General features: G+C 59.2%; 26 protein-coding genes. 7 read left to right on the top strand and 19 right to left on the bottom strand.

Annotation, left to right across the window (positions count from 1 at the left end):
• Positions 1 to 341: 341 nt before the first annotated feature.
• Entirely contained in the window at positions 342 to 716 is a 375-nt protein-coding gene (locus AC07VL_RS22995; protein ID WP_494807908.1) for a hypothetical protein, read from the bottom strand.
• Between the two features lie 32 nt (positions 717 to 748).
• On the opposite strand from AC07VL_RS22995, the gene AC07VL_RS22990 reads away from it, so the two are divergent.
• Entirely contained in the window at positions 749 to 946 is a 198-nt protein-coding gene (locus tag AC07VL_RS22990; protein WP_494807907.1) for a hypothetical protein, read from the top strand.
• A 763-nt stretch (positions 947 to 1,709) separates the two neighbouring features.
• Here AC07VL_RS22990 and AC07VL_RS22985 read toward each other — a convergent pair.
• Genes AC07VL_RS22985 through AC07VL_RS22975 form a run of 3 tightly spaced genes read right to left on the bottom strand, consistent with a single transcriptional unit; the run spans position 1,710 to position 2,634 of the window.
• Positions 1,710 to 1,976, bottom strand: coding sequence for a hypothetical protein (locus AC07VL_RS22985; RefSeq protein ID WP_494807906.1), 267 nt, complete (start codon positions 1,974 to 1,976; stop codon positions 1,710 to 1,712).
• Entirely contained in the window at positions 1,973 to 2,365 is a 393-nt protein-coding gene (locus AC07VL_RS22980; RefSeq protein ID WP_494807905.1) for a hypothetical protein, read from the bottom strand. The genes AC07VL_RS22985 and AC07VL_RS22980 overlap by 4 nt, the downstream gene beginning before the upstream one ends.
• Entirely contained in the window at positions 2,362 to 2,634 is a 273-nt protein-coding gene (locus AC07VL_RS22975) for a hypothetical protein (RefSeq protein ID WP_494807904.1), read from the bottom strand. Before AC07VL_RS22975 ends, AC07VL_RS22980 begins: the two co-directional genes overlap by 4 nt.
• Before the next feature lie 9 nt (positions 2,635 to 2,643).
• On the opposite strand from AC07VL_RS22975, the gene AC07VL_RS22970 reads away from it, so the two are divergent.
• From AC07VL_RS22970 to AC07VL_RS22950, 5 genes are all read left to right on the top strand, one after another.
• Positions 2,644 to 3,003, top strand: coding sequence for a hypothetical protein (locus AC07VL_RS22970; protein WP_494807903.1), 360 nt, complete (start codon positions 2,644 to 2,646; stop codon positions 3,001 to 3,003).
• A gap of 69 nt (positions 3,004 to 3,072) precedes the next feature.
• Entirely contained in the window at positions 3,073 to 3,423 is a 351-nt protein-coding gene (locus tag AC07VL_RS22965; RefSeq protein ID WP_494807976.1) for a tyrosine-type recombinase/integrase, read from the top strand.
• Positions 3,424 to 3,847: 424 nt separating this feature from the next.
• Positions 3,848 to 5,287, top strand: a complete 1,440-nt coding sequence (locus tag AC07VL_RS22960; protein WP_494807902.1) for a tyrosine-type recombinase/integrase — start codon at positions 3,848 to 3,850, stop codon at positions 5,285 to 5,287.
• A 92-nt stretch (positions 5,288 to 5,379) separates the two neighbouring features.
• The gene (locus AC07VL_RS22955) at positions 5,380 to 5,556 is read left to right on the top strand and encodes a hypothetical protein (protein WP_494807901.1); all 177 of its coding nucleotides are present in this window, start codon (positions 5,380 to 5,382) and stop codon (positions 5,554 to 5,556) included.
• A complete protein-coding gene (locus AC07VL_RS22950) occupies positions 5,553 to 6,143 on the top strand; it encodes a hypothetical protein (RefSeq protein WP_494807900.1) in 591 nt (196 codons plus the stop codon). The genes AC07VL_RS22955 and AC07VL_RS22950 overlap by 4 nt, the downstream gene beginning before the upstream one ends.
• A gap of 219 nt (positions 6,144 to 6,362) precedes the next feature.
• On the opposite strand, the gene AC07VL_RS22945 is transcribed toward AC07VL_RS22950, so the two are convergent.
• From AC07VL_RS22945 to AC07VL_RS22920, 6 genes are all read right to left on the bottom strand, one after another.
• On the bottom strand, positions 6,363 to 6,674 hold the full coding sequence (locus AC07VL_RS22945) for a hypothetical protein (RefSeq protein WP_494807899.1): 312 nt from the start codon (positions 6,672 to 6,674) through the stop codon (positions 6,363 to 6,365).
• Positions 6,675 to 6,798: 124 nt separating this feature from the next.
• On the bottom strand, positions 6,799 to 6,954 hold the full coding sequence (locus tag AC07VL_RS22940) for a DUF4113 domain-containing protein (RefSeq protein WP_494807898.1): 156 nt from the start codon (positions 6,952 to 6,954) through the stop codon (positions 6,799 to 6,801).
• A 299-nt stretch (positions 6,955 to 7,253) separates the two neighbouring features.
• Positions 7,254 to 9,305: an eCIS core domain-containing protein gene (locus tag AC07VL_RS22935; RefSeq protein WP_494807897.1), complete on the bottom strand. Its 2,052-nt coding sequence runs from the start codon at positions 9,303 to 9,305 to the stop codon at positions 7,254 to 7,256.
• A gap of 171 nt (positions 9,306 to 9,476) precedes the next feature.
• Entirely contained in the window at positions 9,477 to 9,995 is a 519-nt protein-coding gene (locus AC07VL_RS22930; RefSeq protein ID WP_494807896.1) for a hypothetical protein, read from the bottom strand.
• Positions 9,992 to 10,516, bottom strand: a complete 525-nt coding sequence (locus AC07VL_RS22925) for a glycoside hydrolase family 19 protein (RefSeq protein WP_494807895.1) — start codon at positions 10,514 to 10,516, stop codon at positions 9,992 to 9,994. The genes AC07VL_RS22930 and AC07VL_RS22925 overlap by 4 nt, the downstream gene beginning before the upstream one ends.
• Positions 10,513 to 10,842, bottom strand: coding sequence for a hypothetical protein (locus tag AC07VL_RS22920; RefSeq protein ID WP_290608213.1), 330 nt, complete (start codon positions 10,840 to 10,842; stop codon positions 10,513 to 10,515). The genes AC07VL_RS22925 and AC07VL_RS22920 overlap by 4 nt, the downstream gene beginning before the upstream one ends.
• Before the next feature lie 4 nt (positions 10,843 to 10,846).
• Here AC07VL_RS22920 and AC07VL_RS22915 point away from each other — a divergent pair, with 4 nt between their 5' ends.
• The gene (locus AC07VL_RS22915) at positions 10,847 to 10,996 is read left to right on the top strand and encodes a hypothetical protein (RefSeq protein ID WP_494807894.1); all 150 of its coding nucleotides are present in this window, start codon (positions 10,847 to 10,849) and stop codon (positions 10,994 to 10,996) included.
• A 387-nt stretch (positions 10,997 to 11,383) separates the two neighbouring features.
• Here the strand turns inward: AC07VL_RS22915 and AC07VL_RS22910 are convergent, their stop codons facing one another.
• From AC07VL_RS22910 to AC07VL_RS22870, 9 genes are all read right to left on the bottom strand, one after another.
• Positions 11,384 to 12,664, bottom strand: coding sequence for a hypothetical protein (locus AC07VL_RS22910; protein ID WP_494807893.1), 1,281 nt, complete (start codon positions 12,662 to 12,664; stop codon positions 11,384 to 11,386).
• Positions 12,665 to 12,666: 2 nt separating this feature from the next.
• Complete coding sequence (locus AC07VL_RS22905) at positions 12,667 to 13,521, bottom strand: hypothetical protein (protein ID WP_494807892.1); 855 nt, start codon at positions 13,519 to 13,521, stop codon at positions 12,667 to 12,669.
• A gap of 1 nt (position 13,522) precedes the next feature.
• Positions 13,523 to 16,156, bottom strand: coding sequence for a phage tail tip fiber protein (locus AC07VL_RS22900; RefSeq protein ID WP_494807891.1), 2,634 nt, complete (start codon positions 16,154 to 16,156; stop codon positions 13,523 to 13,525).
• Positions 16,153 to 17,622 (bottom strand): hypothetical protein, encoded by a 1,470-nt coding sequence (locus AC07VL_RS22895; protein WP_494807890.1) that lies wholly within the window; start codon positions 17,620 to 17,622, stop codon positions 16,153 to 16,155. Before AC07VL_RS22895 ends, AC07VL_RS22900 begins: the two co-directional genes overlap by 4 nt.
• Positions 17,619 to 22,769, bottom strand: a complete 5,151-nt coding sequence (locus AC07VL_RS22890; RefSeq protein ID WP_494807889.1) for a hypothetical protein — start codon at positions 22,767 to 22,769, stop codon at positions 17,619 to 17,621. The genes AC07VL_RS22895 and AC07VL_RS22890 overlap by 4 nt, the downstream gene beginning before the upstream one ends.
• A gap of 13 nt (positions 22,770 to 22,782) precedes the next feature.
• Positions 22,783 to 23,286 (bottom strand): HK97-gp10 family putative phage morphogenesis protein, encoded by a 504-nt coding sequence (locus AC07VL_RS22885; protein ID WP_494807888.1) that lies wholly within the window; start codon positions 23,284 to 23,286, stop codon positions 22,783 to 22,785.
• Positions 23,287 to 23,321: 35 nt separating this feature from the next.
• Positions 23,322 to 23,645 (bottom strand): hypothetical protein, encoded by a 324-nt coding sequence (locus tag AC07VL_RS22880; RefSeq protein ID WP_494807887.1) that lies wholly within the window; start codon positions 23,643 to 23,645, stop codon positions 23,322 to 23,324.
• Positions 23,646 to 23,725: 80 nt separating this feature from the next.
• Positions 23,726 to 24,178 (bottom strand): hypothetical protein, encoded by a 453-nt coding sequence (locus tag AC07VL_RS22875; RefSeq protein WP_494807886.1) that lies wholly within the window; start codon positions 24,176 to 24,178, stop codon positions 23,726 to 23,728.
• Between the two features lie 118 nt (positions 24,179 to 24,296).
• On the bottom strand, positions 24,297 to 24,792 hold a 496-nt coding region (locus tag AC07VL_RS22870; protein ID WP_494807885.1), incomplete at its 5' end, for a hypothetical protein.

Raw genomic sequence — 24,792 nt, 5'->3', positions numbered from 1 at the left:
TGGACGCTCCATAGGGAGTGAGTCATATAATGGACAGTACTTTCCGACAGATATTCAAGCCCGCATGTCGCGATGTTTTTTCTGCAAAAATTATACATTTTCGCCCCCGTTTTTCTCGCAGCTTCCCATCCCATGCTCACTGCCGGACGTGCCAGTGGCTCATCGCCCCTTGAAATGACTGGCAGACTCCAGTTTTCAAGTCGCCAGAATATTCATTCCAATTCCATATCAGTAGTCTAGCGTAGCTCGAGCATGCCCCCACTATCAACAACATTATCTGGTGATATGGCGTAATTTCGCGCATCGGCCGTAAGGTTCCATATCATCGATACAGCCATGAGTTACTTACTTTTGAGGAAGTCGTAGACAGAAACAATCATTCCGAGAAAAAACACTACAAAGCCAAGCTTTGCAAATAAATCAAAAAAATAATTTCTCGATTCAAAACTCATCAGCACCATTGATCCTGCAATTAAAAACCCACAAAACGTTATCAAGGCTCCTCTTTTAATGCCTTTATTTTTCATATCAGTTCCGAATAAAATAAATCCCGTTATTTTGCAAGAAGTAATGCGTATATTGCAATTGGAATTTAATAAATTGCAAAAGGTCAGTCTGAAATACATTTTATTGCCATCGTGCAACTCGCACATTCCCGCCCGCGGCCAGGTGTGTGCATTTTTCACACGCGGCGGAAGTAGATAGGCGACAGCCACGGGGGCTCTGCTCGATAGCCGACGGCAATCCGATGGAGTTGATCGAGATAGACAAGATCGTCAGCCCCGACTATGACCTCGACAATATGCGGGACCGCATCCTGTCGGCCGACGCGATCCGCAAGTTGCACACCATTATCACCAGGATGCACACGGACTATGATGCCGCGCCGAACAAGCGCATCGTGCAGCACCCCCTGGAAGCGACGACCGAGTGGGATCGGCTCTAACGCCTCCTTCGGCGCCACTGGCCCCGGCCGGGGCGGCAGGTCCACCACTTGCACAAAAGGCGGGCTTGCGCATTCCGCTCAGCGCTCAGTTTTAGCCTCTTGCGGAATGCAGCCCGCAATTACAGCCTCCTGCGCTACCCGTACTTCCGACCACGCGGCCAATCCAGCACCAGCGTCATTACCTTTTCTCCGTCTGGTGCCGCCAACGCCAGCTTTCCGAACTCGTAACCCGACCGGTGCGGCATCGGCATTACGCTTGCACCTTACTTAGATGGCTGTTTCGAACAGGCAACATCATACTGGGACACACTCATAGGGTTGCGCGAATTTTGAGGCTGCTGTCCTGCATATACTGTTCCAGCCTGGCCATTTGGATTGAAAGCCGACCCAGGTGCAGAAGCTGAATTGCCCGGTGTATTGGGAGCGGCAGCACTGCCGCAGCTTTGATTTGGCTGCCCGGAATGCGAAGGGGTAGGCAAAGCTGATGTACTTGTGTGCGTTGGTGTTGCGATCGGCGCTCCTAAATGCGGACCGGCCTTAACACCCCCAGGCCCAGCAGATGCAGCTGTTCCCGTGATAAACAGAACAGTACCAATCACGGCCAATGTAGAGATATGCCTCATGGTAAGACTCCTCTTGTAACGTCCAACTTCCGTCTAATAAGTGTATACCAAGAACCGAAGTTATCAACTTAGACAGCATTTACTCTATCCGGCCGCGCCGTGCTGGAGAGATAGCACAAAAGGCCGGCTTGCGCATGCAGTCAGCGCTCTGCTTTTGCCTCAGTTAAAACGCAGCCCGCAATTAAGGCCTCCAGTTCCGCCTCATACTTCCGGCCGCGTGGCCAGTCCCGTGCCAGCGCCAGGACGATCTCGCCGTCCGCTGCAATCGACGGCAACATATCGAATTCGTAGGCCGGACGCTGCGGCACCTCCTTTACGCATGGTGTGAGGACGGGAACTTCGACCCGCTGCGGCGCCAGCGGCGCGCTGCCACAGCCGGCCAGCAGCAATATAAGCGTCCATTTCATTGCACACCCTCCAGCAGCCTAACGGCCGGCATGGCCTCGTCGCAGGTCGTGGCGCGCGCGCCAACAACTTGCGTCAGGGCGGCATCGTACTTCTTGCCCTTGGCAGCGGCGGCCGCCTGCGCCGCCGCGCCGCGCTCCTGCGCCGCCAGGGTTGCCTTGGCCATGCCATCGATGGCGCGGTTTTGCTCGCTGATCGAGGCCCGCAGCGCTGCGCCGACGCCCTGCTCCCGCACCAGCGCCGCGCGCGCGGCGCCACGGTCGCCAGCGGCCAGCCACCAGTCGGTCGCGGTGGAGCTGGCGACCAGCAGCAGCGCGGCGACCAGCACGACGACGGCCGCCTTCCAGATGCCGCTGACGCCGGCGCCCGCCAGCGTGCCCAGGGCGCTCATACGATGCCCGCCACGTAGCTGACGCCGCCGCCGGCAAACTTGGCCGTCAGGACCTGGCGCCGCGGCGCGCCAGCCGACAGGGCGATGTGCACCCACGTGCCTTCGTAGATCAGCTGGTCGAAGGCGATATCGCTTTGCCGGATCAGCAGGGCCAGCGCCTTGGCCGCCAGCTTGGTCGTGCTGATATCGGCAGCCAGGCCCAGCACGTGGGCGCTGCTGCCCACCGTCGTTACCTGGACGTGATCGCGGACGAGTTCGAAGAATTCCATGCTTCCCAGGTGACGACCAAGGACTGCGCCGGCTTCTTGCGCGACAACTTCAAAAGCACGCCGAACACAGCGAAGAAGTACGCCGCACTGATGAGCCGGCTGTTCAAGTTCATCATCGGGGAACTGGGCATACGCCAGGACAACCCTATTGATCAACTCGATATGTCCAGCTACAAGACCGGACGGCGCGAGGTACTTGCCACGCATGCGCAAGTGCAGGCGATAAGAGAAGCCGGCATGATGAGCAAGGAACGCAAGGGAACGGGTTTGAGCATTCCGACGGCCAGCGGCCCCATGTTCGCCTGCATCATCGACATGTCCTACTTGTTTTGGGCGCGCGGCATAGATATCCGCATGCTGAAAGAATAACAGATCGAGGATGGGCGGATCAGGATCAAGCCAAGCAAGACATAAAAAACCAGCGGCAAAGCTGTCGATATCGTCGTCACGCCTGAGATTGCCGAAGTGATCGCCCGCGCCCGTGGACTGAAAATCAAGTATGGGCTGATCAGCCAGTTCGTGTTCCCGACGCAAAAAGGCGGCGCCTACACCCGCTCCGGCCTTAGTTCGATGTGGGATCGCGCAAAGGAGCGCATTGGAATGAAGGATGATGTGGTGTTCCGCGATATCCGGGCCCTGGCGGCCACCGATGCCGCGCGCCGAGGCGAGAACCGCAGCGACATTCAAAAGCGCTTGGTGCACACTTCAGGCAAAACCACGGATATCTACATCAAGGAAGTGATTGCAGATGTTTCCGAGATTCCTATGGTATTACCATGGCTTGACTAAAGCCCGACCTTCGCAAATAGCCGCCATCCACTGTCAACGCTGGATGGCTGCTTTCGCCCGGCCGATAGCGGACATCAGCATGCTGCAACGAAAATCATACGTCATGTAAACGGAAAAACCCAGCACCGATATTATACAAACGTATAATATACAGTACTGGGTTTCTATACAGCTTTCGCCGTAACTCCTTGAATCTAATGGTCGGGGCGAGAAGATTCGAACTTCCGACCCCATGCACCCCATGTGAAAAATGATGATTCCACGAGATTTCAAATAGGACAGTTATTGCGCATATTATCTTTTAAAATCAATAACTTAAAAATTATGCAAGTTGCATAAGGTTTCAAGAGATACAATGCGAGTTCAATAAACTGTAGGGGTAAATGTAGGGGTAAAAGTCCACCACCTCCGACCCTTTATAAAAATGACAAAGCTCACACAACGCGCCCTTGAGGCTGTAACAACAAGCCAATCGGGCGCCGTGCTGCGTGATGAAGGCGGCCTGTTTGGGCGGGTGCGTGCAAAATCAGACGGCACCATAGGTATCTCCTTCTACTATCGATATCGGTTCGATGGAAAATCCAAGGACGTGTCGTGTGGCACTTGGCCAGCTGACAGTTTGGCGTCCATTCGCTCCAAGCGCGACGAGGCGCGCGCGAAGGTCGCGGAAGGCTTGAATCCTGCCATTGAAAAGAAGCTGGCCCGGCACGAACGCCAGGAGGAAGCTGCGGCCAAGCTCGCCGCGGTTGAACTCCAGCGCGCTGGCAACCTCACTGTCCAAGATATGTTCGATGCATGGATAACCGACGGCGTGCGCCGCAAGGATGGTAATGCAATGCTCAAGCGCATGTTCGCCACCGACGTGCTGCCAGCCATCGGCACCGTGGCCATCAAGGACGTAACCGAACACCACTTGCGCGCAGTGCTGCGTGCAATGGTCGAGCGTGGGGTTAACAGGTCGGCGGTGATGCAGAGAAACAGCCTCACGCAAATGTTCGCCTGGGCCCGCAAGCGGCAGCCATGGCGCAAGCTGCTGGTCGACGGCGATCCGATGGAGTTGATCGAGATCGATAAGATCGTCAGCCCCGATTATGACCTCGACAATATGCGGGACCGCATCCTGTCGGCTGACGAGATCCGCGAGCTGCACACCATCATCACCAGGATGCACGCGGATTACGACGCCGCGCCGAACAAACGCATCGTGCAGCAGCCGCTGGAAGCGACGACCGAGCGCGCCATCTGGATCATGCTGTCGACCATGTGCCGCGTCGGCGAGACAGCAAAGGCGCGTTGGGAGCACGTCGACCTGGCCGCCGGCACCTGGTTCATCCCGAAGGAAAACGTCAAGGACAACGTGGCCGACCTGACCGTGTATCTTTCCGCCTTCGCGCTGAACCAGTTCCAACAGCTGCATGCGCACACTGGCCATAGTGCCTGGTGCTTCCCGGCCCGGAACAACGAAGCCAACATCGAGGGCAAGTCGATCAGCAAACAGGTGGGCGACCGCCAGTCAATGTTCAAGAAGAACAAGGATGGCACGGCGCGCGCGCCACTGAAGAATCGACGCAGCGACGATACCCTGGTGCTGGCCGGCGGCAAGAATGGCGCCTGGACACCGCACGACCTACGCCGCACTGGCGCTACCCTGATGCAGGCGCTGGGTATCTCGCTGGAGCTGATCGACCGCTGCCAAAACCATGTGCTGCCGGGCAGCAAGGTGCGGCGGCATTACATGCTGCATGACTATGCGGAAGAGAAGCGGGCGGCTTGGGCGGCGCTGGGTGAGCGGCTGAACTGTTTATTGGAAATTGATCTGACAGATGTGGTTATTAGTGACAATTTGATACATTCTGCAAAGTAAAAATGTTTACACTAAGCAAATGTAGAGCAAGTAGTTCTAAGCGATACATTTGCACTTTCGCAACCAGCCCCCCCCCCTCACTGAAAAAAGCCATGTCCGACAACAAAAAAAATCCACCGCCATCTAACAAGCCGAGCCCAGCACCAGACCGTCGGCCAGCGCAAGATTCGAACAGAGGCATCGTGCACGGCACCTACGACAATGGCAATAAAAATAGTATCATTCCAAAAGTTCCAACTCCAGACAATCCCACCAGGCCTAAAAAATGACTTCGCAAACGCCACCGCCTGCTCAAGAATTTACCGAGGCTGAGCTTGATCACGCCTTTGAAAAGCGGTGCAATGCATTGTATAAGGCTGAGTTGTCGGCTCTATACCACCAAAAGCGCGAGCGGTTTTTTGAGCTCGCTGACAAACTTGGCAAGGCCGCATCATTGTTTGGTGGCTCTGCAGCACTCTGGAAGATTGGTGATGAAGATATGGTCAAAAATATGGCTGCATTCATCACTGCCAGCTCCGCTCTATCGTTAGTCTTTTCATTTTCAGAGCGTTCAAAACGTCATGCGGAACTGGCACAAGGATTTAGATCGATTATTTCCGAAATTCTTGCGAAGAGCGAATTTGAAATTACCCCTAACGATGCGGGTACTTGGATGAGTAAAGTTTGTGCGCTCGAAACTAAAGAACCGCCCTCTTTATCTGCATTAACTGTTATGTGCCAAAATGAATTAGCAATTGCGAAGGGTGCACTTGATAAGCTTCATCCTCAAAGCTTCATCACCCGCGTATTGGCACACTTCTTGGACATGCCATTAAGTAGTAATTTGCTCGCTACTTCAGGCGGCAACCGGCAATAGTCGCCTCCAGTTCGCTCTCATATTTCCGCCCGCGCGGCCAGTCCCGTGCCAGCGCCAAGACGATCTCACCGTCGCTTGCTACCGGCGCCAGCTGGTCGAATTCGTAGACGGGCCGCTGCGGCACCGACTGTATGCATGGAGTGGAGACGGGAACTTCGACCCGCTGGAGCGCCCGCGGCGCGCTGCCGCAGCCAGCCAGCACCAATACAATCAGCCATTTTATCGCACGCCCTCCAGCAGCAGTCTGACGGCCTGCATAGCCTCGTCACATGTATTCGCGCGCGTGACCGCGATCTGCGCCAGGGCGGCGTCATACCTCTTGCCCTTGGCAGCGGCTGCCGCCTGTGCCGCCGCGCCGCGCTCCTGCGCCGACAGAGTTGCCTTGGCCATGCCATCGATGGCGCGGTTTTGCTCGGTGATCGACACACGCGACGCAGAGCTGACGCCCTGCTCCTGCTCCTGCTCCTGCTCCTGCTCCTGCTCCTGCACCAGCGCAGCGCGCGCGGCGGCACGGTCGCCAGCGACCAGCACGATGGCGGTCGCCTTCCAGATCCCGCTGACGGCGCCGGCCGCCCGAAGCCAATTCTCTTTAAAATTAGTAGTTTGAGTGGAAGACTGGTAAATTTTCGCCAGTTATTCGCACACTATTTTTCCACTAGTGAGCCAGAGCCTTTGGCAATTCTTGCCAATTCGTAGTGTACCGCGGCGTGCGGTTTTCCGACAACATTGCCCAGCGCCTGACCAGGCCGGCCGACCCGAGCTGCACAGTATCGCGCCCGAACCTTTCGTTCAGCGCGTCCAGCGCCGCCATGGCACGTACTGAACGCACACGCCCGAGGCGGCATCGAACAAAACGCCTTGGCGCTGGGTATCCGGCTGCAGATCCATCAGCATTATCCCGGCCTTCTTGTACTTGCCCCCCCTCGCGAAAGATCGCGGCCAGGCCGTGCAGCGCGACGCCGGCGAGGACGCGGTTATCAGCGCTTGATTCCTCCAGGCTGACTGGTGGTATATCGAATGCAATTCCCGGGCTAATTTTGATAGGATGTAATTTCCCAATCAAAAAATGTTCAAGGGAAAATGAGCTTCGGCGTCTTCTTGTTATAAATTTTATTTAGCGTCGGCTGCATTGCGATAAGTAGCATGTGCTGCGGTTTCGATTCCACTTTGATCAAAAGTCAGCCAGCCTTGAGGGATGACCGCATTCTCCTTACTATCGTTCTCTTTTGCCATCTCTAAAATATATTCGTTCGCAGCAACTCTACCCAAGGTCGTATATAAATTTTGAACTATATTTTTAACTTTTCCGCCTGCAACGTTTTTAATGTCTCCACCGGCAGCGTTTACGCTTTGCATAAAGCCCCTGATCCATAATTGGTCATGGCTGGTGTATGCCTTTAGTTTGAATGTTCCTGTCTTGAATTGTTCTTTTAATTCCTCAAGACTAGAGGCTCTATCTCTCTTTTTTGGTAATAAATCAATGGCTTGACTTTTTAACTTAATCAAATCATTCTTGCAATATTTCGGGAATGGCTCTTCCTTACTAATGGCAATTAGCGTTGGGGCATCCATGGGAAATTCGAGCTTCGCGTCATCGTCAGGCGCTTTGCCGATACTATTTTGGAACTTGGTTTTGGCAGCCGCCAACTCGTCCTGTTGCTGCAACGTCAGGTCGGAATTTGACAAATGCGACAGGTTGGCGCCGATAATTTTCGTAAATACGCTCATGAAGGTTTTTAGTACTTCTTCACTGTCATTTTCGAGAATATGGCGAATCACTTCATTAATAAAAATTTCTTCATATTTGGTAACCACCGCATACTTAAGCTTTTCGTTACGCGGTGTGTATTTCGAATCGTACATTGCTTCCACAACAGTGTTTTCTTCTTTGCTATGATAATCAAAAGCGATCCCTTTTCCACCGGTGACGGTTGTGTCTATTCCTCTCTCATGCAATTGCACGGCAAGTTCCTGTGCATAATTTGCGCTTTCGCACCCAAGCAATATCAGCTTTTGACCAGATATTAGTCCGGTATCTTTAAAAAATTGAGCCATTTCAGGCGCACTTTTCCCAAGGTAGTTTCCGGTAGGCTGGAAATGTCCGTTGATATAATTAACCGGATCATATTGCCTTACTTCATTAATATCTTCAATTGAAAATACTCCAAACCCATCCCGTTTGTCTTGTTCCAAATAAGAATTGGTGTTTTGTATCTCAGAGGCACTAATGAGTCTTGAAAAGCCGGACTGTGCGAAGTCGGATTGCTCGTTCGCATCTGCTCCATGAATAACGATTCTTTGTGCCACTGCTATGGCCGACATAGCGCCTGACTTCGCCTGTAAAGCACACCCCTGCTTCACCTGAGCCGCCTTGGCTCCTATCACATCGGCTTCACGCTCCAAGCGCTCGTCATTATTGACCAACACACCGTGGTTCATTTGCATGGTCGGCCGCACACGACCTTGTGCTTGCTGGACGATATGCCACGCCTCATGCGACAAATGTCGCTCCTGTCCAGGGGCGAGGTGAATGTCGGTGCCTTGCGCGTAAGCGTGTGCATTGAGCTGCTTTGGCTGCGATGAGTTGTAATGGACTTTGACATGGTCCATCGATATGCCGGACAATGATTCGATGCCTGACTTGAGATCATCCGGCAGGCCGGCGGGACTGCTTCTATTACTCGACGCCGACTGCGTACCAGCAGGCTGCGCTTGCGGTCGCTGGCGCGATGTCGCCTGCACTTCTATCTCGCTTGTTCGCGGGCTGGTATCGACTATGGCCTCCATTCGCTGCTGGGCGGCTGAGGGCGACTCTACCCCTGACTTCAGTTGATTGGGCAAGCCCGTACTACTGGGATTTTCTTCACGCTGCGGGGGCAATAACTCAGCTGACACTACCTCGTCTCCTTGCGGTCGAACGGCCCCGCCAAAAAGAGCATTTAATTTATGACGCTGCACCACCATCCGCGGACTGTTATGGATGTCCTCGCTTAGCGCCCGCAGCTGCAACACACGCGGGCTATTATTCATCATCTCAGCTAATTTACGTTGCGCCACCGCCTCGGGCCGGTTGTCCGCAAGAACACGCTTCTGTGCAACTGTCTTGGCAGTGTCCGTTTGGGCGGCATCAGAGTTATTTCTTGCTTGAAGTGGTGCTTGCATGGGCAGCCTTCGCAGATGAGTGGTGTTATTGATATTACTCCATGATCATAACCCTGTTTTCCTTTTTTCGGCTAAGACAAGTTCTTTCGCTATCGCATGAAGCACAATCGAGAAGTCTTTTTCGTGACGTCACTTTGTGCGTAAGCGATCATATCGCAGCGGATGTTTGCTCTACTGCACCATACGCCCCCTCAAAACTGCCTGGCATGCCCGGCCTGTGGCGGCCACTTCTTCCGTATGCAAGATCAAGGCTTGAATATCTCGCGCCACCGCGTCAGGAAGTAACCCGCTGGCGGGATCGGCTGCAGCGCTTCCTTCGTCGCCACTGGCATCGGCCGAGGCGGCAGGTCCAGCACTTGCACAGAAGGCGGGCTTGCGCATGCGCTCAGCAGCAAGGCGAGCGCGAACGTCATTGATTTCTTCATCGTAGGCTTTCGTGATGGCCAGCGCGACGGCGGCCTGGTGCTTGGCTTGTGCCAGGTTCTCGGCGGCGCGCTGCGCCACCGCCTTTGTTTCTGCCGCAGCGCGGAGCTGCTTATCAGCATTCCATTGGCCCTGCACGGCCGCTCGGCCCTGGGCGTTGCCAAGCATGCGCTGATACAGCATGCCGGCGCCCGCCAGCAAACACACAAGCACGGCGCCGCACAGCCAGCCCGGCACCTTGCCCGCAAGTCTGGCCAGCGCGCTCACGCCAGCACCCGTTTGGCCACCGCGAACAGCGCCAGACGCTCTGCCAGGCCGTTCGTGCCGCCGTTGACGCGCCGCGTCACCTTCACTTGGTCGCCTGCATCGGCCAGCGCGTTGAGCCTGTTCGCCTGCCAGAACCAACCGGCCGAGCGGCAAGCGTTGACCGTCTGCTCCAGCAGTTCGGGCTTGGCCAATAGGTCCAGGCCCAGCGCCTTGCCGCAGGCGGCGTAGTTGGCGCGGCCGGTCACCTGCAGCAGGCCGCGCCCCTTGAAGCGCACGCCGTCGCCACACTGTGTATTTCCCAGGTCGGCGCGGCCTTCGTAAGCCTGCCCGCTCGCCAGCTCGCGCACATACACCAGGCTGCCAGACTCGTGGCCTACCTGGGCCAGGAACGACGCCTGGCGCGCAAGCGTGGTAATGCCGAATTCCACCATGGCCGCATTCAACGGCGCCAGGAACGTGCCTGCACGCGGGCGCGCGTTGGGCAGGATGGCCAGCAGCTGGGCCAGCGTGACGGCGCTCACAAACCACCCCGCACGTCCTTGACGATGGCGGCCGCATCGCGCGCCAGCTCGCCGATATCCTTGTCGCGGCGCTTGTCGAGCCAGCGCACCGTGGCGCCCAGCACCCACCAGGCGGGCAAGCCGGCCGCCACCATCAGCGGTGCGGCGATGAACAGGAAGCCCAGGGCCGGGTCGCTGCCGTACAGCACGGCCACGGCGCGCGCGCTGTCGAACAGGCCCGGCATCCAGTTGCGCACGACCACAACCAGGGCCGGCCCCATCAGGGCGGAAAACAGAATGGTAACGAAGAAGCGCACGCCCGCTTCCTTGGCGGTTTTTGGCCACATAAACATGAATCCCAGTGAGGTTGCGGCAGCGCCGGCCAGGACCGGGATACCAAAAATTTTGATCAGTGCGCCGCCGGCGGCGGTTGTTTCGATGGCCATGGATGCCTTTCAGGTGGTGGAAATGAAAAAACCCGCCGAAGCGGGTTTGAGGTGAAGCTTTGAGATATGGCTAACTAGTTCCTTAAGCTGCCTTACTTTAGCAACTCACGGACAATACAAAGAACAGAATTTGTCAACGTAAGAATTAGGGGCAGATATTTGACAAAGAAGTGTGAGCGTTTCATTACATGTGTCCTTTGCTGAGAGAGGGTTGTGAAACTGCACGATAAAAAGACCTCCCTCAACGGACAAGCTCGCGCCTGGGCAGATATGTAGCCTGTACCACTCCCTAGGATCTTAGCGGTCGACTAGTACCACCACACTCCACGGCTCTAACTAGTTGCGCGAACACTCAGTTTGTGATGCCCCCCCCATTCAAACAAACGAAAACTAAACAAAGGCAAAACCCGCCGAAGCGGGTTTAAGGTGAAGTGCTGTTGTGCTACACGATCTTGACCATCACGTAGGCGCGGCCGTCGGGTTCGATAGAGATCACCCGCCCTACCGCCTGCAGGTGTTGCAAATGACTCAGGTCAGCCTGGCGCACGGGAATACCCTTGATGCCGTCCCCGTCCTGCACCGGCACGATGTAGTCGCCCGGCTGGGCGCCCAGCACGTTCACCGGCACGCGGCCGGCAATCGCAATGCGGTCGACCTTCTGGCGCTCGACCTCCAGCGCTGCGTCGAAGGCGGCCATGGCATCGGCATCCAGCTGCGTGGCGGCGTCGTGCGCGGCCAGGGCTGCAGCGTAGGCAGCCTGTTTGACCGCCCATTCGGCATCGGTATCGCCGGGTATCACCACGTCCTGATATTCCAGGGGATTGGTGCCGGGCAGCGCCTGCTGCTCGATTACATCCGCGCGGCGCGGTGCCGGCGTCGGCGCTGGCCCTGCCTGGGGTGTCGGGCGTGGCCCGACGCAGTTCGCCCAGGAGTCGCCGCCGACGAAAGAAGGCTCCGTCGACTTAATACTAAACAGGACAGCATCTTCCCATTTATCTGTGAGGGTATTATCAGCGGTGATGCCAATAATCTGCCCCTTGGCGACGGTGTTGCATGTTTCCGACTTGAGAATGTATTCGGCGTAGTCATTGCCCGCCGTATTTACAGAGCCAGGAGTCGAGAGCCCGCGTTGGGTCGCAGCAATTTTTCCTACATACATGACCGATGCGGGCTGGGAGAATGCCGTACCATCTCCGGTATAGACGACTAGCGATGATCCTGCCCCCTCTGCTCCTGCCGACAGTACTAATGGCCCCACAACGGGTGAACTCGTAATCAGCACGGGTCCCACAACTTGCAACTGCGCTTGTGGTGCTTCGGTTTTCGCTCCCAACAGCAGAGCACCGCGCTCCGTAAATCGCGCAATCTCCCGGTAACTACCACCGCCGACTCCAACCTCGAATGCGGTGTATCCGGCAGAGTTCAGCGTAGGATCGCCGGCGCCGACAATCCGGGTGCCGTACCCGACACCACCAGGATAGCCGAACCGGATTGCGGTACCCGCAATACCGGCTCCGCCAGCATTGGTGAGCAGTGCAAGTTGCTCAATGATGCCAGCCGCTCCCACGCGAAGTGCGGTGACTGTTGAGGTTGTTGTCAGCGGCCCCGTCATGGTCCCGCCGGTCAACGGAACTGCATTGTAGGGGCCACCGGCAAACGCATCCCACATCTGGTTCAGCACTTCGAGCACGTTTTTCATGCCTGGTAAAAATTTCGATGCCATTTTTAGAACCCTTCAATTTCAAGTGGAGTGGAGTAGGTTTCGTAATACGGGGTGGCGACCGCCTCCAGATTGGCGACCCGGCCGTACATCATGTGGTCCTGCTCGATCAATGGGTCAGCATTCTCGGGGAACAGGCTGAACATCAGCGGCTTGATCGGGCCACACTCGCGCAGGATGTGCATCAGGCGCGCGCGGTCCGGCGGTGTCAGGCTCTCCAAGTTAATGCTGAGTCTTTTACTGGTCGTGCCGACAGCCGCTTTCGGGGAGCCTGCGCTGGTACGGTAGGCTTCGCTGGTGTCCTGCAGCTGGAGTGATGCACCGTATGATGCGTTGTACTCAGGCGCAAAATAGTTGCCCGCCACGAGCCTCGACATTTCAATGTAGCCCTCCGGTGTATCGATACCTGTCACGTCGACAACCAGCCGACGCACCAGCACGGCGGAAAACCAGCTCACCAAATTGCTCCCGCCGCCGCGGGCCCAGGTGTTCACGCCGCCCCATTTGTAGGCATTCCAGCCCAGCGGCATTTCGCCAAATGGGTAACTGCCCAGCGGCGCCTCGGGACACGGCATCGTCCAGCCAGTGTCGAGCACTGCCACGGCATCGCCGGGCTGGGCATAGCCGCGCACGCGCATGCGAGCGGTGCTGGTGAGGTTGGTGCTGAACAGGCCCACATACGCCACCACCTCCTGCGCTGGCCAGGTGGCGGTAATGGTCTGCGCCGTGCCGGTAGCGCGCAGCACAGCCGATTTTCGGTCGAGCCGCAGGTTGGCCGGGCCCAGCACGCCCACCTGGCTCGATGCCGTGAGCACGGCGCGGTCGGCGGCGTTGTCGTGAAGGATGCGTAAATTGGCCATACTATTCCACCGTGGTATTGGATAAGCGTTGATAGACTGCATTCACAGGGGGGAGATCAGCACCAGGACGAGAACCTATCGTCACCGCCTGCTCCACCATGGCCACCGTCACGCGGTAGGTATGATCGGCAGTGCTATGTGCATCATCAGTAAAAGTAAAAGCTCCCGACACACTGAGTTTGCATGTAGACGGCTCATCAAAATTGACCGTATTTTCGATGGCAGCAGGTGGGCCGGTAAAAGTGGAGCTGGCGAGCAACGTATCCGCAGCCGCACCTGCAAGCCCCCTGTACAGGCTTACCACCGCCTGGGTACTGCCGGCACCCGCCGTGTACTTGGCGCGTGTCGATCCCAGGCTGCGTTGCCAATCAAAGCTGCAGATCACCGTGATCAATCCGCCATTCGAACCGAAGGGGCCATTAATTAATTGCGCGTTCGGGTTAATTTCCGGACTCGTCACCGCAGTTCTCAAGGACCCGGCGGTCAACGCCCCGCCGAAATAGCCCGAGCCATTGCGCTTGAGATAGAAAATCGCATTGACGTCATTTTTGGCGCCGGCGCCGGCCCACATGGCATACACGGGGTCATCCGGCCCCATTTCGACGCGAAACCCGGTGCCCTCGCCCGACACCACGTTGCCAGTGAACGTCGCCTTGCCGCCAATAATTTTCAGCCCTGGCGCGTACATATCTCCATTGCTGGAAATTTGCATGTATCGCCCGTTGCCGTAACTCCCCCACAACGCACCTTCAGGGCCAAGATAAAATCCCGTGCCATTGTCTGCCGGCCACCCCCACCCCGTGAAACTCCCCCCCATCACCGCACCGCGTGCCGTGAGGTTATTCACTTCCATATTGCCGGCACGGCTCAAACGCCAGCCGGCCAGGCCCGCCGCATAGTTCGATGACCAGATATCCCCGCCAATTTTGGCATTCGTGATCGAGGCGTTCTGGATGAACGCATCGGCGATATACACGCCGATGGGAATGGTGATGCCGCCTATCACCGTCTCCGTCGTGCGCACGATAAACGGTACGGCAGTCGGAATGCCGCTGCCGGCCGGCGCCGCGATGAAGAAGGAGTTGGCGCGCACGCCGAAGTCGACGCGGCCGCCGCCACCGATCAGCTCGAAGCCGCCGGAAACGCCATTCACATCCACCTGCACGCTATATTTCGCCTGCGCCTGGCCCATCGACTCGGCGGTGGCATCGGCCAGCACCTTGACGGCGGCGTACTTGTCGACCAGGCCCGACACCGGGTCGCGCAGGGTTGCCTGCGCCTGCTGCAGGAACGATGCTGCTGCCTGCGCGCTGCCGTCAGCATTCGTCTGCGAGTTGGCCGCCTGCGCCGCGTACACGCCCGCATCGGCCGCACGGGTCGTCGCCGTCGTGGCTGCGTTATTGGCGGCGATGGCCGACTGGCCTGCCTCGTTGGCCTTGGCGCTGGCCGTGCCGGCCGAGCCTGACGCCGCCTGTGCTGCGTTGGCGGCACCGTCGCGCGCAGCCTCGGCGCTGACCTTCGCTGCGCTCGATGCAGTCGATGCCGTCTCGGCGGCGTTCGCGTAGCTGGAGGCGCCCTGCTTGCTGTCGGCGGCGGCAGCGGCGCTGGCGCCGGCACCTTGAGCCGCCTGCGCCGCCACGTTAGCGGATGCCTGGGCGGCCGACGCCGAGCCGGCGGCGCCGGTAGCCGCCTGGGATGCCTGGCCCGCCGAGGTGCTGGCGCGGCCCGCATCCGCATTGGCGGCCGTGGCTGACTGGCTGGCCTGGCTGGCGTACTGCCCGCCCTGGCCAGCTGCAGCCGCCGCCTGCTGCTTGGACAGTAAAGCGGCGGCAGCCGCTTCCGTGGCAGCGGCGGCCGACACCGCCGCGCTGGCCGTGTCGCCGTAGGCCTCGTCCAGTACGTCGATCAGGTCGATCTTGGCCCCCAGGTCGGCATGCAGCTGCGATTCGGTGATTTCGCCCGTCAGCACGCCCAGCAAGTGCTCGACTTCCGCATCGGACGCGCTGATGGTGCCGCTGCCGGCGTTGTACGGTCCGGGGATGGCCGCCCGCGAGACGTAGCGTATCCAGTAATACCGGCTTACCCCCGGTCCCACCGGATCGACGTATTCGCGGCCATCGGCGCGCCCCGCCAGCGCCGCCTGGGCAAAGTTATTGACCGGAGCGCGCCACACTTCCGTGTGCGACAGGTTGCTGTAGTTGGCCGGCGCCGCGTCCCATGCCAGCGTAATCGTCGCCGGATGCCCGGTGGTGGCCAGGCCAGTCGGTGCCGGCGGCGGGCGCAGGTCCAGGGCCTGCTGCTTGGCCACCGTCTGGCGGGCAACATAGGTCAGCCCATCGATGACCGTAGTGGCCGTCACCGTCACGATGCTGGCGGCCAAGTCGGCAAACTTCAGCACAGCGTCGCCGTTGGCCACCGTCAGCGGCACGGCCGGATCGCTGGAAAACGTGATTTCGCCAACGGCGCCCAGCATCAGGGCCGAAAACGTGATCGCGGCCGGCGTCGGCGCGCCCGCCACCGACACCTCGAACAGCGTGGCGCTGGGCGTGAGCAGCAGCGCCCGGTCGATGGGCGCCGCATAGCGCGGTACCGTGTTCATGATGAGGGTGTCGCGCGTGCCGCCCATGACGCTCATACCAGCACTCCCACGGTCACACGGCCCGTCAGCCAGAAGCGCGACAGCAGCACCACCACGCCCGGCACGCCGTCCTGCAGGCCGAAGCGCTCGTCGCGCAGGATCACGGCCTGACCCAGTTCCAGCATCATCATCTCGGGCTCTCCGTCAAATTCATAAATGGTGCGCGGCACGCTGTTCAACGCCAGGCGCCGCGCCGCTTCCGCATGCGCGTCGGCACGGGTTTTCAGGCAGGTGTCGATCTGCACCGGGTCGTCGCTCAGCCGGTAGCGCGTGCGCACCGCCTCGTCGACCACCGTCTCCGTCAGCCACTCGGTGGCATACAAGTCGGCATGCTCCGGGGGGATGCTGGTCGTCAGGCCAGCCTGCACGGTCCAATTCTTGTCGAAGCCGATTTTCACGGCCGCCACGACGGGCAGGCACTGCACCGGGTGCAGCGAATGCTCCTTCATCTGGTCCGGGCCTATGTCCACGGGCACGCCGGTACCCGGCAGCGCGATCTGCACCAGGCGCAGCTGGCCGGCGCGCGACATGATCGCCTGGGCGCCCACGCTGGCCGCCAGCTGCTGGATGGCCTGCGCCTGGTTGCCCCGGTCCGCCAGATACAAGCCCACCAGCTGCGGGTGCGCCGCGTCGAAGGCGGCCAGATTGGCCAGGTCCAGGTCGCCCAGGGTGAAGCGGTCTGTTTCCTTGCCAAAGCCCGTGGCGATGCGCTGCACCAGCGGGGCGATGCGCGGCGCATAGCCGGCGCCCTTGTCGCCCTGCACGCTGACGGTGATCACCTGGGCCTGCGGGTTGGTGATGGGCTTGAAGCGCCCGGTGGCGTTGTCCACGGCCACAGCGACCGGCTTGCCATTGGCGCGCACCTCGGCGATGGACTCCACGCTGCCGAGAAAGCCGTACTCCAGGGTGGCCGGATTGGTCAGCAGCGGCGACACGTTGTGGCACTCGCCAAACGGGATAGGCAGGATGGCGTCCTTGTTGGGCGACGTGCCGCCCAGCTTTGCTTCCGTGATCTGCGTATTCAGACGCTGCAGCTTGTCGCGCAGCACCATGGTCAACGACTCGCGGCTGGTACTGACCACGCTGTCGAGGATGCCATCGAAAACCAGGCGGAAGTCCGCACGCGGCCAGGATGGGTCGCCGGTCCAGACCTTGATCGTGCGATTGCGCCACACATCGGCCAGCCAGCAGTCGAGTCCGCCATCCGCATTGTCCAGCTCGATATCGCCGCCGGACAGGCCCGCCTCGCCCGACAGGCTGACCTGTTCGGTGAAAGCCAGGCCGCCGGTGGCCCACGGCATGTACTCGATGCTGGCCGGCACGTCGCCCTCCCCCGTGACGTACGGCCTGGAGGAAAGGTAGCGGGTCGTTTCCTGGCCCGCCACGTTGACCTGCGCCTCGATCAGCACCATACGCGCGGCAGCCGGGTGCTGCAGCCACTCCAAAAACTGCATTTCCGTCATTTTTCATACTCCGGTTGTTTTGCCCAGGCAGATGCCTTGGTGGATTTATCGATGCCGGCGACCACGCTCTTGGCGGCCTTGTCGTTCGATTCGACGGTGGCGCGGATTGCGGCGCCAGTCTGCTTATCCTGGTCGGCACGCAAGCCTTTGACCTCCTCGCGCAGGCTCTTGATCTCAGCTATCAGGGCATCGGTGTTGCCGCCGCCCTGGCTTGGAACGCCGCCGAAGTAGCGGCGCATGGCCGCCGCCGCTGGCGCGTCGACCACCACCTCGCCCCGGTGTAGCTCGGCCGCGTAGCCGTCAAACGGCACACTGGCCAGGCCGCCGGCATGCGAGCCGTCGAACCGCACGCCCTGGCCCGTGGCCGTGCCCATCGCCGCCTGCAGGTTGGCGATGGCTTGCGCCACCGTCAGCACGCTATCGTTGATGGTGATCAGGCCCGATACCTGCGCCGTCAGGGCATCCAGGCTGGCCTGCTGCACGTCGACCTGCATGCCCGCCCATTTCAGCGCCTCGTCGTTGGCCGCCATCACGCGGGCGTAATCGGCCACATACTTGGCGTCCGAAGCGTTGACCACCTGCGAGGCAGCCAGGAACGCCTGCTCGGCTGCCGACAGGCCCGACTGCGCCGTCGTGTCGCCGGCATTGGCGGCCGCCAGGGTCGTCTCGAACTGGGCCCGCGCCTCGGCATACTTCTGCTCCGGCGTCAGCGTCGACTGGGCGCCCAGGGCCATGCTGGCGTTCAGGCCGTTGAGCGTGGTCACCCACGACTTCGACTTGTCCAGCGCCGTCTTGGCCGCCGCCGATTCCGTGCCGTAGGCCTTGGCCAGTGCATCCTTGGCCGATACCACGGCCTTGGCTGCCTGTACCTGGTCGAACAGTGCACGGTTGACGTCGGCGATGCCGGCCCGCTGGATGGCCAGCAGCTGCGTTTCGCTTTTCGTCAATTCATTCAGCTGTTGCTGCAGGTCGCGCCGCTCGCTGGCGACTTCGCTTGCCGTCTTTGCCACTGCAGCAAAGTCGCCCGTGGCCGCCGCCAGCTCCGCCGCGTAATCGGCCGCTTTCTTGAACGGTTCGGCGATGGCGATCAGCTGCGCATACATGGCCTGGCCTGCGGCCGTGTTCAGGTCCTGCACCAGCACCAGGGCCTTGAACTGCTCGACCGTGGTCACGCCAGACTGCCCCAGCTTGCCCATGGCGTCGTTCACCGACTTGGTAATCGGCGCCATGCGCTCGGCCTCGGTCAGGAAGTTCTCGACGAAGAAGCCGGTACCGCTGGTCAGCTTGTCGAGACCGCCGGCCGCAGCGATCAGGCTTTCGCTCAGCGCCACCGCCCCCAGGCCGGTGGTGTTGAACGACTTGCCCAGCACGGCCAGCACGTCGGACACCTGCATGTAATCGTTGGTGACGCGCACCAGCGTCTCCAGGTAGCCCTCGCCCACCGCCTGATACTGCTGCAGGCCGGCCACACTGAACTTGGCCATGTCGTCACCCAGCTTGGAAAAGGCTGTTTCAAGGGCTTTCTGCTGCTCCTCGCCAGTCAAATCCTTGAGGCTGATCTTGCCCAGGTCGACCACAAAGGTATTGAGCTTGGCGTTGAAGGCTTCGCCGCCCAGGCCCAGCACGCCGGCCGCGCTGCGGATGGTGTCGCCCATGCTGCTGATGATCATGCTGAACTGCTGATTCATTTCATCCGACAGCGCGGTGGTCTCGGTGCTATTTTTGCTGCTGTACGAAATACCAAACGCCTTTTTTGTTTTGTTGACGTCGGCGTAGGCCTGGGCAGTGAAGCCAACGGCATCTACATTGCCAAGCGACGTTGCCTTGCCGGTAATACCCTGGTCGAGTATCGACGTCTTGGTATTGAATAGTTTCGATACGACAGACCCGATCAACGCGCCTGCAATCGTGCCGGCAATGGTACCTACTGGCCCGAACACCGAACCCAGGCCGCCGCCAATCGACGCGCCGCCGGCTGCGCCAAGTAACGTACCGACCGTGCCGCCAAGCACATTCGTGCCCGTCTGCACGCCAGCAGCGGCACCACCGCCTTCGGCAACCACACCGGAGCGCGCCAACAGTCCGGCCAGGTTGCCGATGCCGGCCACCATCTTCCTGAGGGATGAATCCATCGAAATCGTGTGCGCCAGGCCCAGGCCGCTGTTTTTCTCCATGATGGCCAGCGAGTGGGCAATCGATTCCGATTTTGCGGACGAGTCTCCCAGCACCGTGCCGGTGCCGTTGGCCGCCTGGCGTTGCTCGGACAGACTGACACTGTCGCCGCCCATGCCACCGAACATTTTTGCTCCAATTGCCACCACTGCCGCCAGCGTCGCAGCGCCTGCCGCCAGGTTCATAGGGAACGGCAACGAGGCCAGGGCTTTCACCACGGCCGTAATGCCCCAGGCGCTGGCCTCGGTCGCGGCCAGGCCAGTGGATGCGGCGGTGGTCGTCGCCTCACCTGTCAGCTTGGTGGCATTCAAGGTCAGATTGGCAGCCACCTCGGTCTCCTTGAAGAAGATCTTTTTGACCATCGACTCGACGGCCATGGCCATTTCGTAGGCGCGGAAAGCCTTTTCTGCGGTTTCCATCACCTTGTAGCCAGCCGAGTTTTCCTTGAAAAATCCCTTCGCCGCACTGGCCATGTCGCCATACGACTTGACCTGCGCCTGAGCGCTACTGCGCGCCGCGTCGCTTTCCGCCTGCTTGATCTTCTTCGCGTCGCTGGTAGGGTCGGCCTTGACGGCGGCCAGTTGCGCAGCAATCGCCTGCTGCTGAACGGCGTAGCCGGACAGGGCCGTGGTCAGGCCGCCGATTGCGGTGCCGACAGCGCCGAAGGATGCTTCCATGCCAGAAGCTGCGTCTCGGGTCGCCATATCAACGGCAGTGAGGATATCAAGCAAATCTTTTGCGCGAGTGGCATCGGCAGCCGTCAACGTATTTTTCGACCTGTTGACATACCAGACGTCATATTGCGTTTGCAGCGCGCGCTGAGCTTCGGTGCCTTCGCCGGCAAGACGGATACGCTCCCTCCATACGTCTGCATCGATCCGTAGCAGCGCCGCAGCGCGCGCTGTCGGATCGGAGATGGACTCGGCCGAATTTTTCCTGTTTTCCTCTTCCAATTGCCGCGCAAAGTCCAGCGCCTTGGTTTGTCCGAGCGTCGCTGCTTCAACGTTTGCACGTTCCGCCGCTTCCGCGCGCAGCTGCTTAATCTGGTCTTCGGTAACGATCTTGCCAGCGGCCTTCTCCTGCAGCAGGAATTTTTCGACGGCAGCCTGGGCCTTCACTACCACCATCGCCAGTTCCCGCGCGTCGGCCGACTTGCCCATCATCTGGTATTCCACCCTCAGCGCCGCAGCGGACTCCTGGCGCGCCAGCGTGCCTTCGTTGATGAACTTCGCCACATCTTTCTCGGCCTGCTGTGCCTTGACCGCATCTTCGGCGACTTTGTTCGCTGCCAACTGGGCGACGGCTTCGGCCTTCAAAGAGTTCAGGCGAGCCAAGTCGGCACCGGACAGGTTCTTCTTGCTGCGCTCTTCTTCCAGGTTCAACTTGATGGCGAATTTCTGGTTTTCGGTCGCAGTCAGGCCGGTGGCCAACTCCATTTCGTTTTCAGCGGTCTTTGCCTTGATGGCCGCGATCAACGTGGTCAGGCTGACGACTTCCTTGCTGGCGGCAGCGTCACCCTTGGCGCGCGCTTCCTGCGCTTGCCGGTTGAGCTTCTCCTGCGCGATCAATAGATTCAGCTCTTCCGTACGTTTGGATTTTTGCGCCTCCGTCATGGTGATTGTGCCGTCTCTCAAGTCGGCGTTCATTTTGAGAAGCAGTCGCTGGCCCTCCGTCAGCGTAGCGCCCGTCTGAATTTCCAGTTTTTGCACAGCAATTTTTTGCTGAATTGCTTTGGTGAGGGCGTCATACTCCTTCTCTGAATCCTTAGTGACCGAAGGGTTGTCGGCACCAACAAGTGGGACAAGGGCCGGGACCGGCGCTGGCGCAGCACCTTTGCCGAGCGCGCTTGGATCGCCCAAACCTGTCTTGATGGCCACATATTTCAGGATCGATACCGTCATCGCCGTCGCGCTCTGGGCGACCTTGTCAAACCATTGGGATGCGGATTGCCCCCACTCCTTGATCTGCTCCCCGAAACTCGGCAACTTCGAGCCACTGCCATAGATATCGTTGAACGCGCTGACGATGGTATTTTTTGAATTCAGAATGGTCAGCGACGCCTCCGTAACTGCCGGGGTCAGGCTATTGGTCAGGAATGTGCTGACCTGTGCCCACATGCCTTTTCCGCCAGGTAGGATGTCGTGCCAGATTTTCCCCAGCCGCACCACGGCAGCGGCCTGCTCATCGGTTGTGGTCGCCGATAGGTCGCTGGCCCGCGCAATATCTTCCAGCACCTGGACCTTGCCTTCAAAGCCGGCCTTGGAGGCGGCGGCATACTTTTCAGCCTCGCTGGACATGGCCGCGATCTTTTTCGCTACCTGGATGGTTACATCATCGGTCTTGAGCAACGCATTGTTCGCATCGACAATATCGACGCCGAGCTTGGTGAAGAATGTGCTGCCGTCGCTCGCAGCGGCTTCCTTCATTTTTTCGCGCAGCTTGACCATCGAAGCGCCGAATTCCTGGGCAGTCACGCCAGACTTCAAGGCGGTAGTCTCGAAGCGCGAAAACTGCGACGCCGTGATACCGCTTGAGATAGCCAAGCCGGCCAGCGCAGAATCAGCATCCAAGCCCTTTTTCACCAGCACGGCAATGGCAGCTGCAGCGGCGGTAACGGCCACCACGACGCCAATACCTATTTTCTTGATCAGGCTATCGGACTTTTCTTCCGTTTCGCCCATCTTGTCTTTAGTCTTGCTCATGGCGCTGTTGAAACCAGGCAGAACGCTGATGACCTTACCGAACGCACTCGACGCGGAATCCGAGAGCGAACTGAATGCCCCTTTGGACTTGTCGCCGATGCTGGAGAAGACGTTCTTCAGCGAATCCCACATGCCGCCGGCCATGCTTTTGAGCTTGTCAAAAATGGATGCAATGAAGCCCATGGACTCGCCGCCGATCTTCTTCGCCTCGGCCATGCCCTGCTTATACTTTTCAATATCAGCCATCAGGTGAACTTCAATGCCATGAAACATGCGCAACTCCAGTTTATTTTTTCAAGACCGCTTTGACTTCTTCCTCGACCAGCGCAATTGCATCGAGCGTGCGAGCATCCAGCGCCGGGCGCAGGAAGGGATGCGCCTGCATGCCGGGGTGATGCAGCGCCGAATAGGAGCGGCCACCAAACGTCAGGCGCCGGCCATTGCGACCGCTGATTACGTGCGCGGCCGCGCCGGTGAACTCGATGATGTGCGCATAAAAAACAATCGCACCGCTTGGTGTTTTTCCGCCGGCCCTCACTGACGCGAACACACGGCCGCCTTTCTCTCCGACCGTCGCTCGAATGCTGTCGCGAAGGGCGCCGGGATAACCGCCGTAGGTCTTCGCGCTCTCGCCTGCCGGCGCTCCCACCGGACAGTTCTCCTTCGCCTGCGCTTCGATCAGTTTGGCGCCGGCGTACAGGCCTACACGCGCGCCCTGCTGCAGTTTCTTCGGCGAATCGTCCAGGTATTTCAGCCAGTCATCCAGACCGACCATGATTGAATCTGCCATGCTGATCCTCTTGTAAATGCAACGGAGAGCGGAAATCACGCCAAGAACCGGTCGATGCTGTGCTGCATATCTTCCGCTCGCGCCTGCCTGAGCAATGGTGCTGCGCCAAACGGCGGCGGACAATCACGCGCCGTTGCCCTGTGCGATTCATCCAGGTATTCGCTCGACAAGCGCCGCAACAGCCGCGCCTCCCATGGCTGAAAGTCGATATTGAGAAGTTCTTGCCAAGCCAACAATTCGACGCCAGTGACGGGACCGTTTCCCATGCCCACCGCCACCGTAGGGCCGAACTCAAACAAGTAATCCACCAGGTAGCTGCCCCACTCCAGCGCCGGCATTTCGATGGGCGTCTTGCTCAACCGCAGCGCCTCGCGGCGCGATATCTCAGGCGGCGCCGGCGGCATGCCGGCAGGCCGCTTTGGGGCATCTGGAATCGCGTTTAGCCAGGCAGCGTGCCGGACGTAGCTGGCGAGCTGGTCGGCAACGGCTTTTTGAAGTTTCCCCGCTCACCCAGGAACTTCTCGACGTCATCGGCGATGTGGCCGATTTCGATATCGGAGTAGGTGCGCTTGAACAGTTCGTATCCGGCGCCCAAACCATCGCCGAAGTTGTTGAAACTGATCGTACAGGCGGCCAGGAATTCAGCGCGCTCCTTGATCTTGTCTTCGGCGCTCTGCTTGGCGTCCGCTTTACCCTGCATACGATTGAACACACGCGCGCTGTTACGCTCTTCCGCTGCGTGGCGCGCCTTCTGGAATTCTTTCGTACCAGGGCTGTGCAGCGTGATGGTCAGTGCATTGCCGTGTTCATCGGCCTGCGGCTCGCCCGCGGCGTCGCGTACGACCATTTCTGCTGCTACGGCGATAGCCAGTTGCTTGATGTTGAAGGTCATGATGGTGTTACCTTTCTTCTATATGCGGGAATATGGGCACCAAGCCTGTCACCTCTCAATGAAAGAGATGGCAGAGCCGGTGCTGGTGATGGCCGCGGCTGGTGCCGCGTCGGGATGGTCAAGCAGTGATGGTGTCGCTCTGGCGCAGCAGGACGAAATTGCCCTTGACGGCGTCATTGCTGGTGCCGTTGTTTTCGATAAAGCTCTTCACCTGGGCGGTGAAAAAACGCTCTGCACCACCCTGTTTTTCGAGCTTGAAAGCCGGAATGCTGTAGTCATTGGCGGCGGCGGCAATGATGATCTGGCCAGCATCGGCCTCATTCCAAGCGCATTCAAACGCAGCGTCAGGCAATTTGTAACTACCCTTCTTTTCGCGATCGTGCGCATTGCCGACCGTCGACAGCGTGGAGGTGCTGTACTCGCGACCGTTGACGCTGCCAACGTTGGTGATCAGGCCCACCTCGACCCAGGTAAGCGCAGCATACGCAGCTGCCGTGTCGGCGGTCGGGCGTGCCACGCTAACGTAAAGCTTCGTGGTGGCGACTGTTTCAAAGTCATCTTCAAATGCCATGATGTTACCTTTCAAAAAAAAGCCCGCTCGCTGAAATGCGATA

It is taken from the genome of Janthinobacterium sp. GW821-FHT03C08 (assembly GCF_059420905.1).
Note: the sequence above shows the minus strand (reverse complement) of the source record. Positions and strands in the feature narration are given on the sequence as shown.

Bases quoted from the DNA above. Each gene is read 5' to 3' on its own strand.
- AC07VL_RS22990 (WP_494807907.1), top strand. From the start codon at position 749: ATGGAGTTGATCGAGATAGACAAGATCGTCAGCCCCGACTATGACCTC.
- AC07VL_RS22985 (WP_494807906.1), bottom strand. From the start codon at position 1,976: ATGAAATGGACGCTTATATTGCTGCTGGCCGGCTGTGGCAGCGCGCCG.
- AC07VL_RS22980 (WP_494807905.1), bottom strand. From the start codon at position 2,365: ATGAGCGCCCTGGGCACGCTGGCGGGCGCCGGCGTCAGCGGCATCTGG.
- AC07VL_RS22975 (WP_494807904.1), bottom strand. From the start codon at position 2,634: ATGGAATTCTTCGAACTCGTCCGCGATCACGTCCAGGTAACGACGGTG.
- AC07VL_RS22960 (WP_494807902.1), top strand. From the start codon at position 3,848: ATGACAAAGCTCACACAACGCGCCCTTGAGGCTGTAACAACAAGCCAA.
- AC07VL_RS22955 (WP_494807901.1), top strand. From the start codon at position 5,380: ATGTCCGACAACAAAAAAAATCCACCGCCATCTAACAAGCCGAGCCCA.
- AC07VL_RS22950 (WP_494807900.1), top strand. From the start codon at position 5,553: ATGACTTCGCAAACGCCACCGCCTGCTCAAGAATTTACCGAGGCTGAG.
- AC07VL_RS22940 (WP_494807898.1), bottom strand. From the start codon at position 6,954: ATGGCGGCGCTGGACGCGCTGAACGAAAGGTTCGGGCGCGATACTGTG.
- AC07VL_RS22935 (WP_494807897.1), bottom strand. From the start codon at position 9,305: ATGCAAGCACCACTTCAAGCAAGAAATAACTCTGATGCCGCCCAAACG.
- AC07VL_RS22920 (WP_290608213.1), bottom strand. From the start codon at position 10,842: ATGTGGCCAAAAACCGCCAAGGAAGCGGGCGTGCGCTTCTTCGTTACC.
- AC07VL_RS22915 (WP_494807894.1), top strand. From the start codon at position 10,847: ATGAATCCCAGTGAGGTTGCGGCAGCGCCGGCCAGGACCGGGATACCA.
- AC07VL_RS22910 (WP_494807893.1), bottom strand. From the start codon at position 12,664: ATGGCATCGAAATTTTTACCAGGCATGAAAAACGTGCTCGAAGTGCTG.
- AC07VL_RS22905 (WP_494807892.1), bottom strand. From the start codon at position 13,521: ATGGCCAATTTACGCATCCTTCACGACAACGCCGCCGACCGCGCCGTG.
- AC07VL_RS22900 (WP_494807891.1), bottom strand. From the start codon at position 16,156: ATGAGCGTCATGGGCGGCACGCGCGACACCCTCATCATGAACACGGTA.
- AC07VL_RS22895 (WP_494807890.1), bottom strand. From the start codon at position 17,622: ATGACGGAAATGCAGTTTTTGGAGTGGCTGCAGCACCCGGCTGCCGCG.
- AC07VL_RS22890 (WP_494807889.1), bottom strand. From the start codon at position 22,769: ATGTTTCATGGCATTGAAGTTCACCTGATGGCTGATATTGAAAAGTAT.
- AC07VL_RS22885 (WP_494807888.1), bottom strand. From the start codon at position 23,286: ATGGCAGATTCAATCATGGTCGGTCTGGATGACTGGCTGAAATACCTG.
- AC07VL_RS22875 (WP_494807886.1), bottom strand. From the start codon at position 24,178: ATGACCTTCAACATCAAGCAACTGGCTATCGCCGTAGCAGCAGAAATG.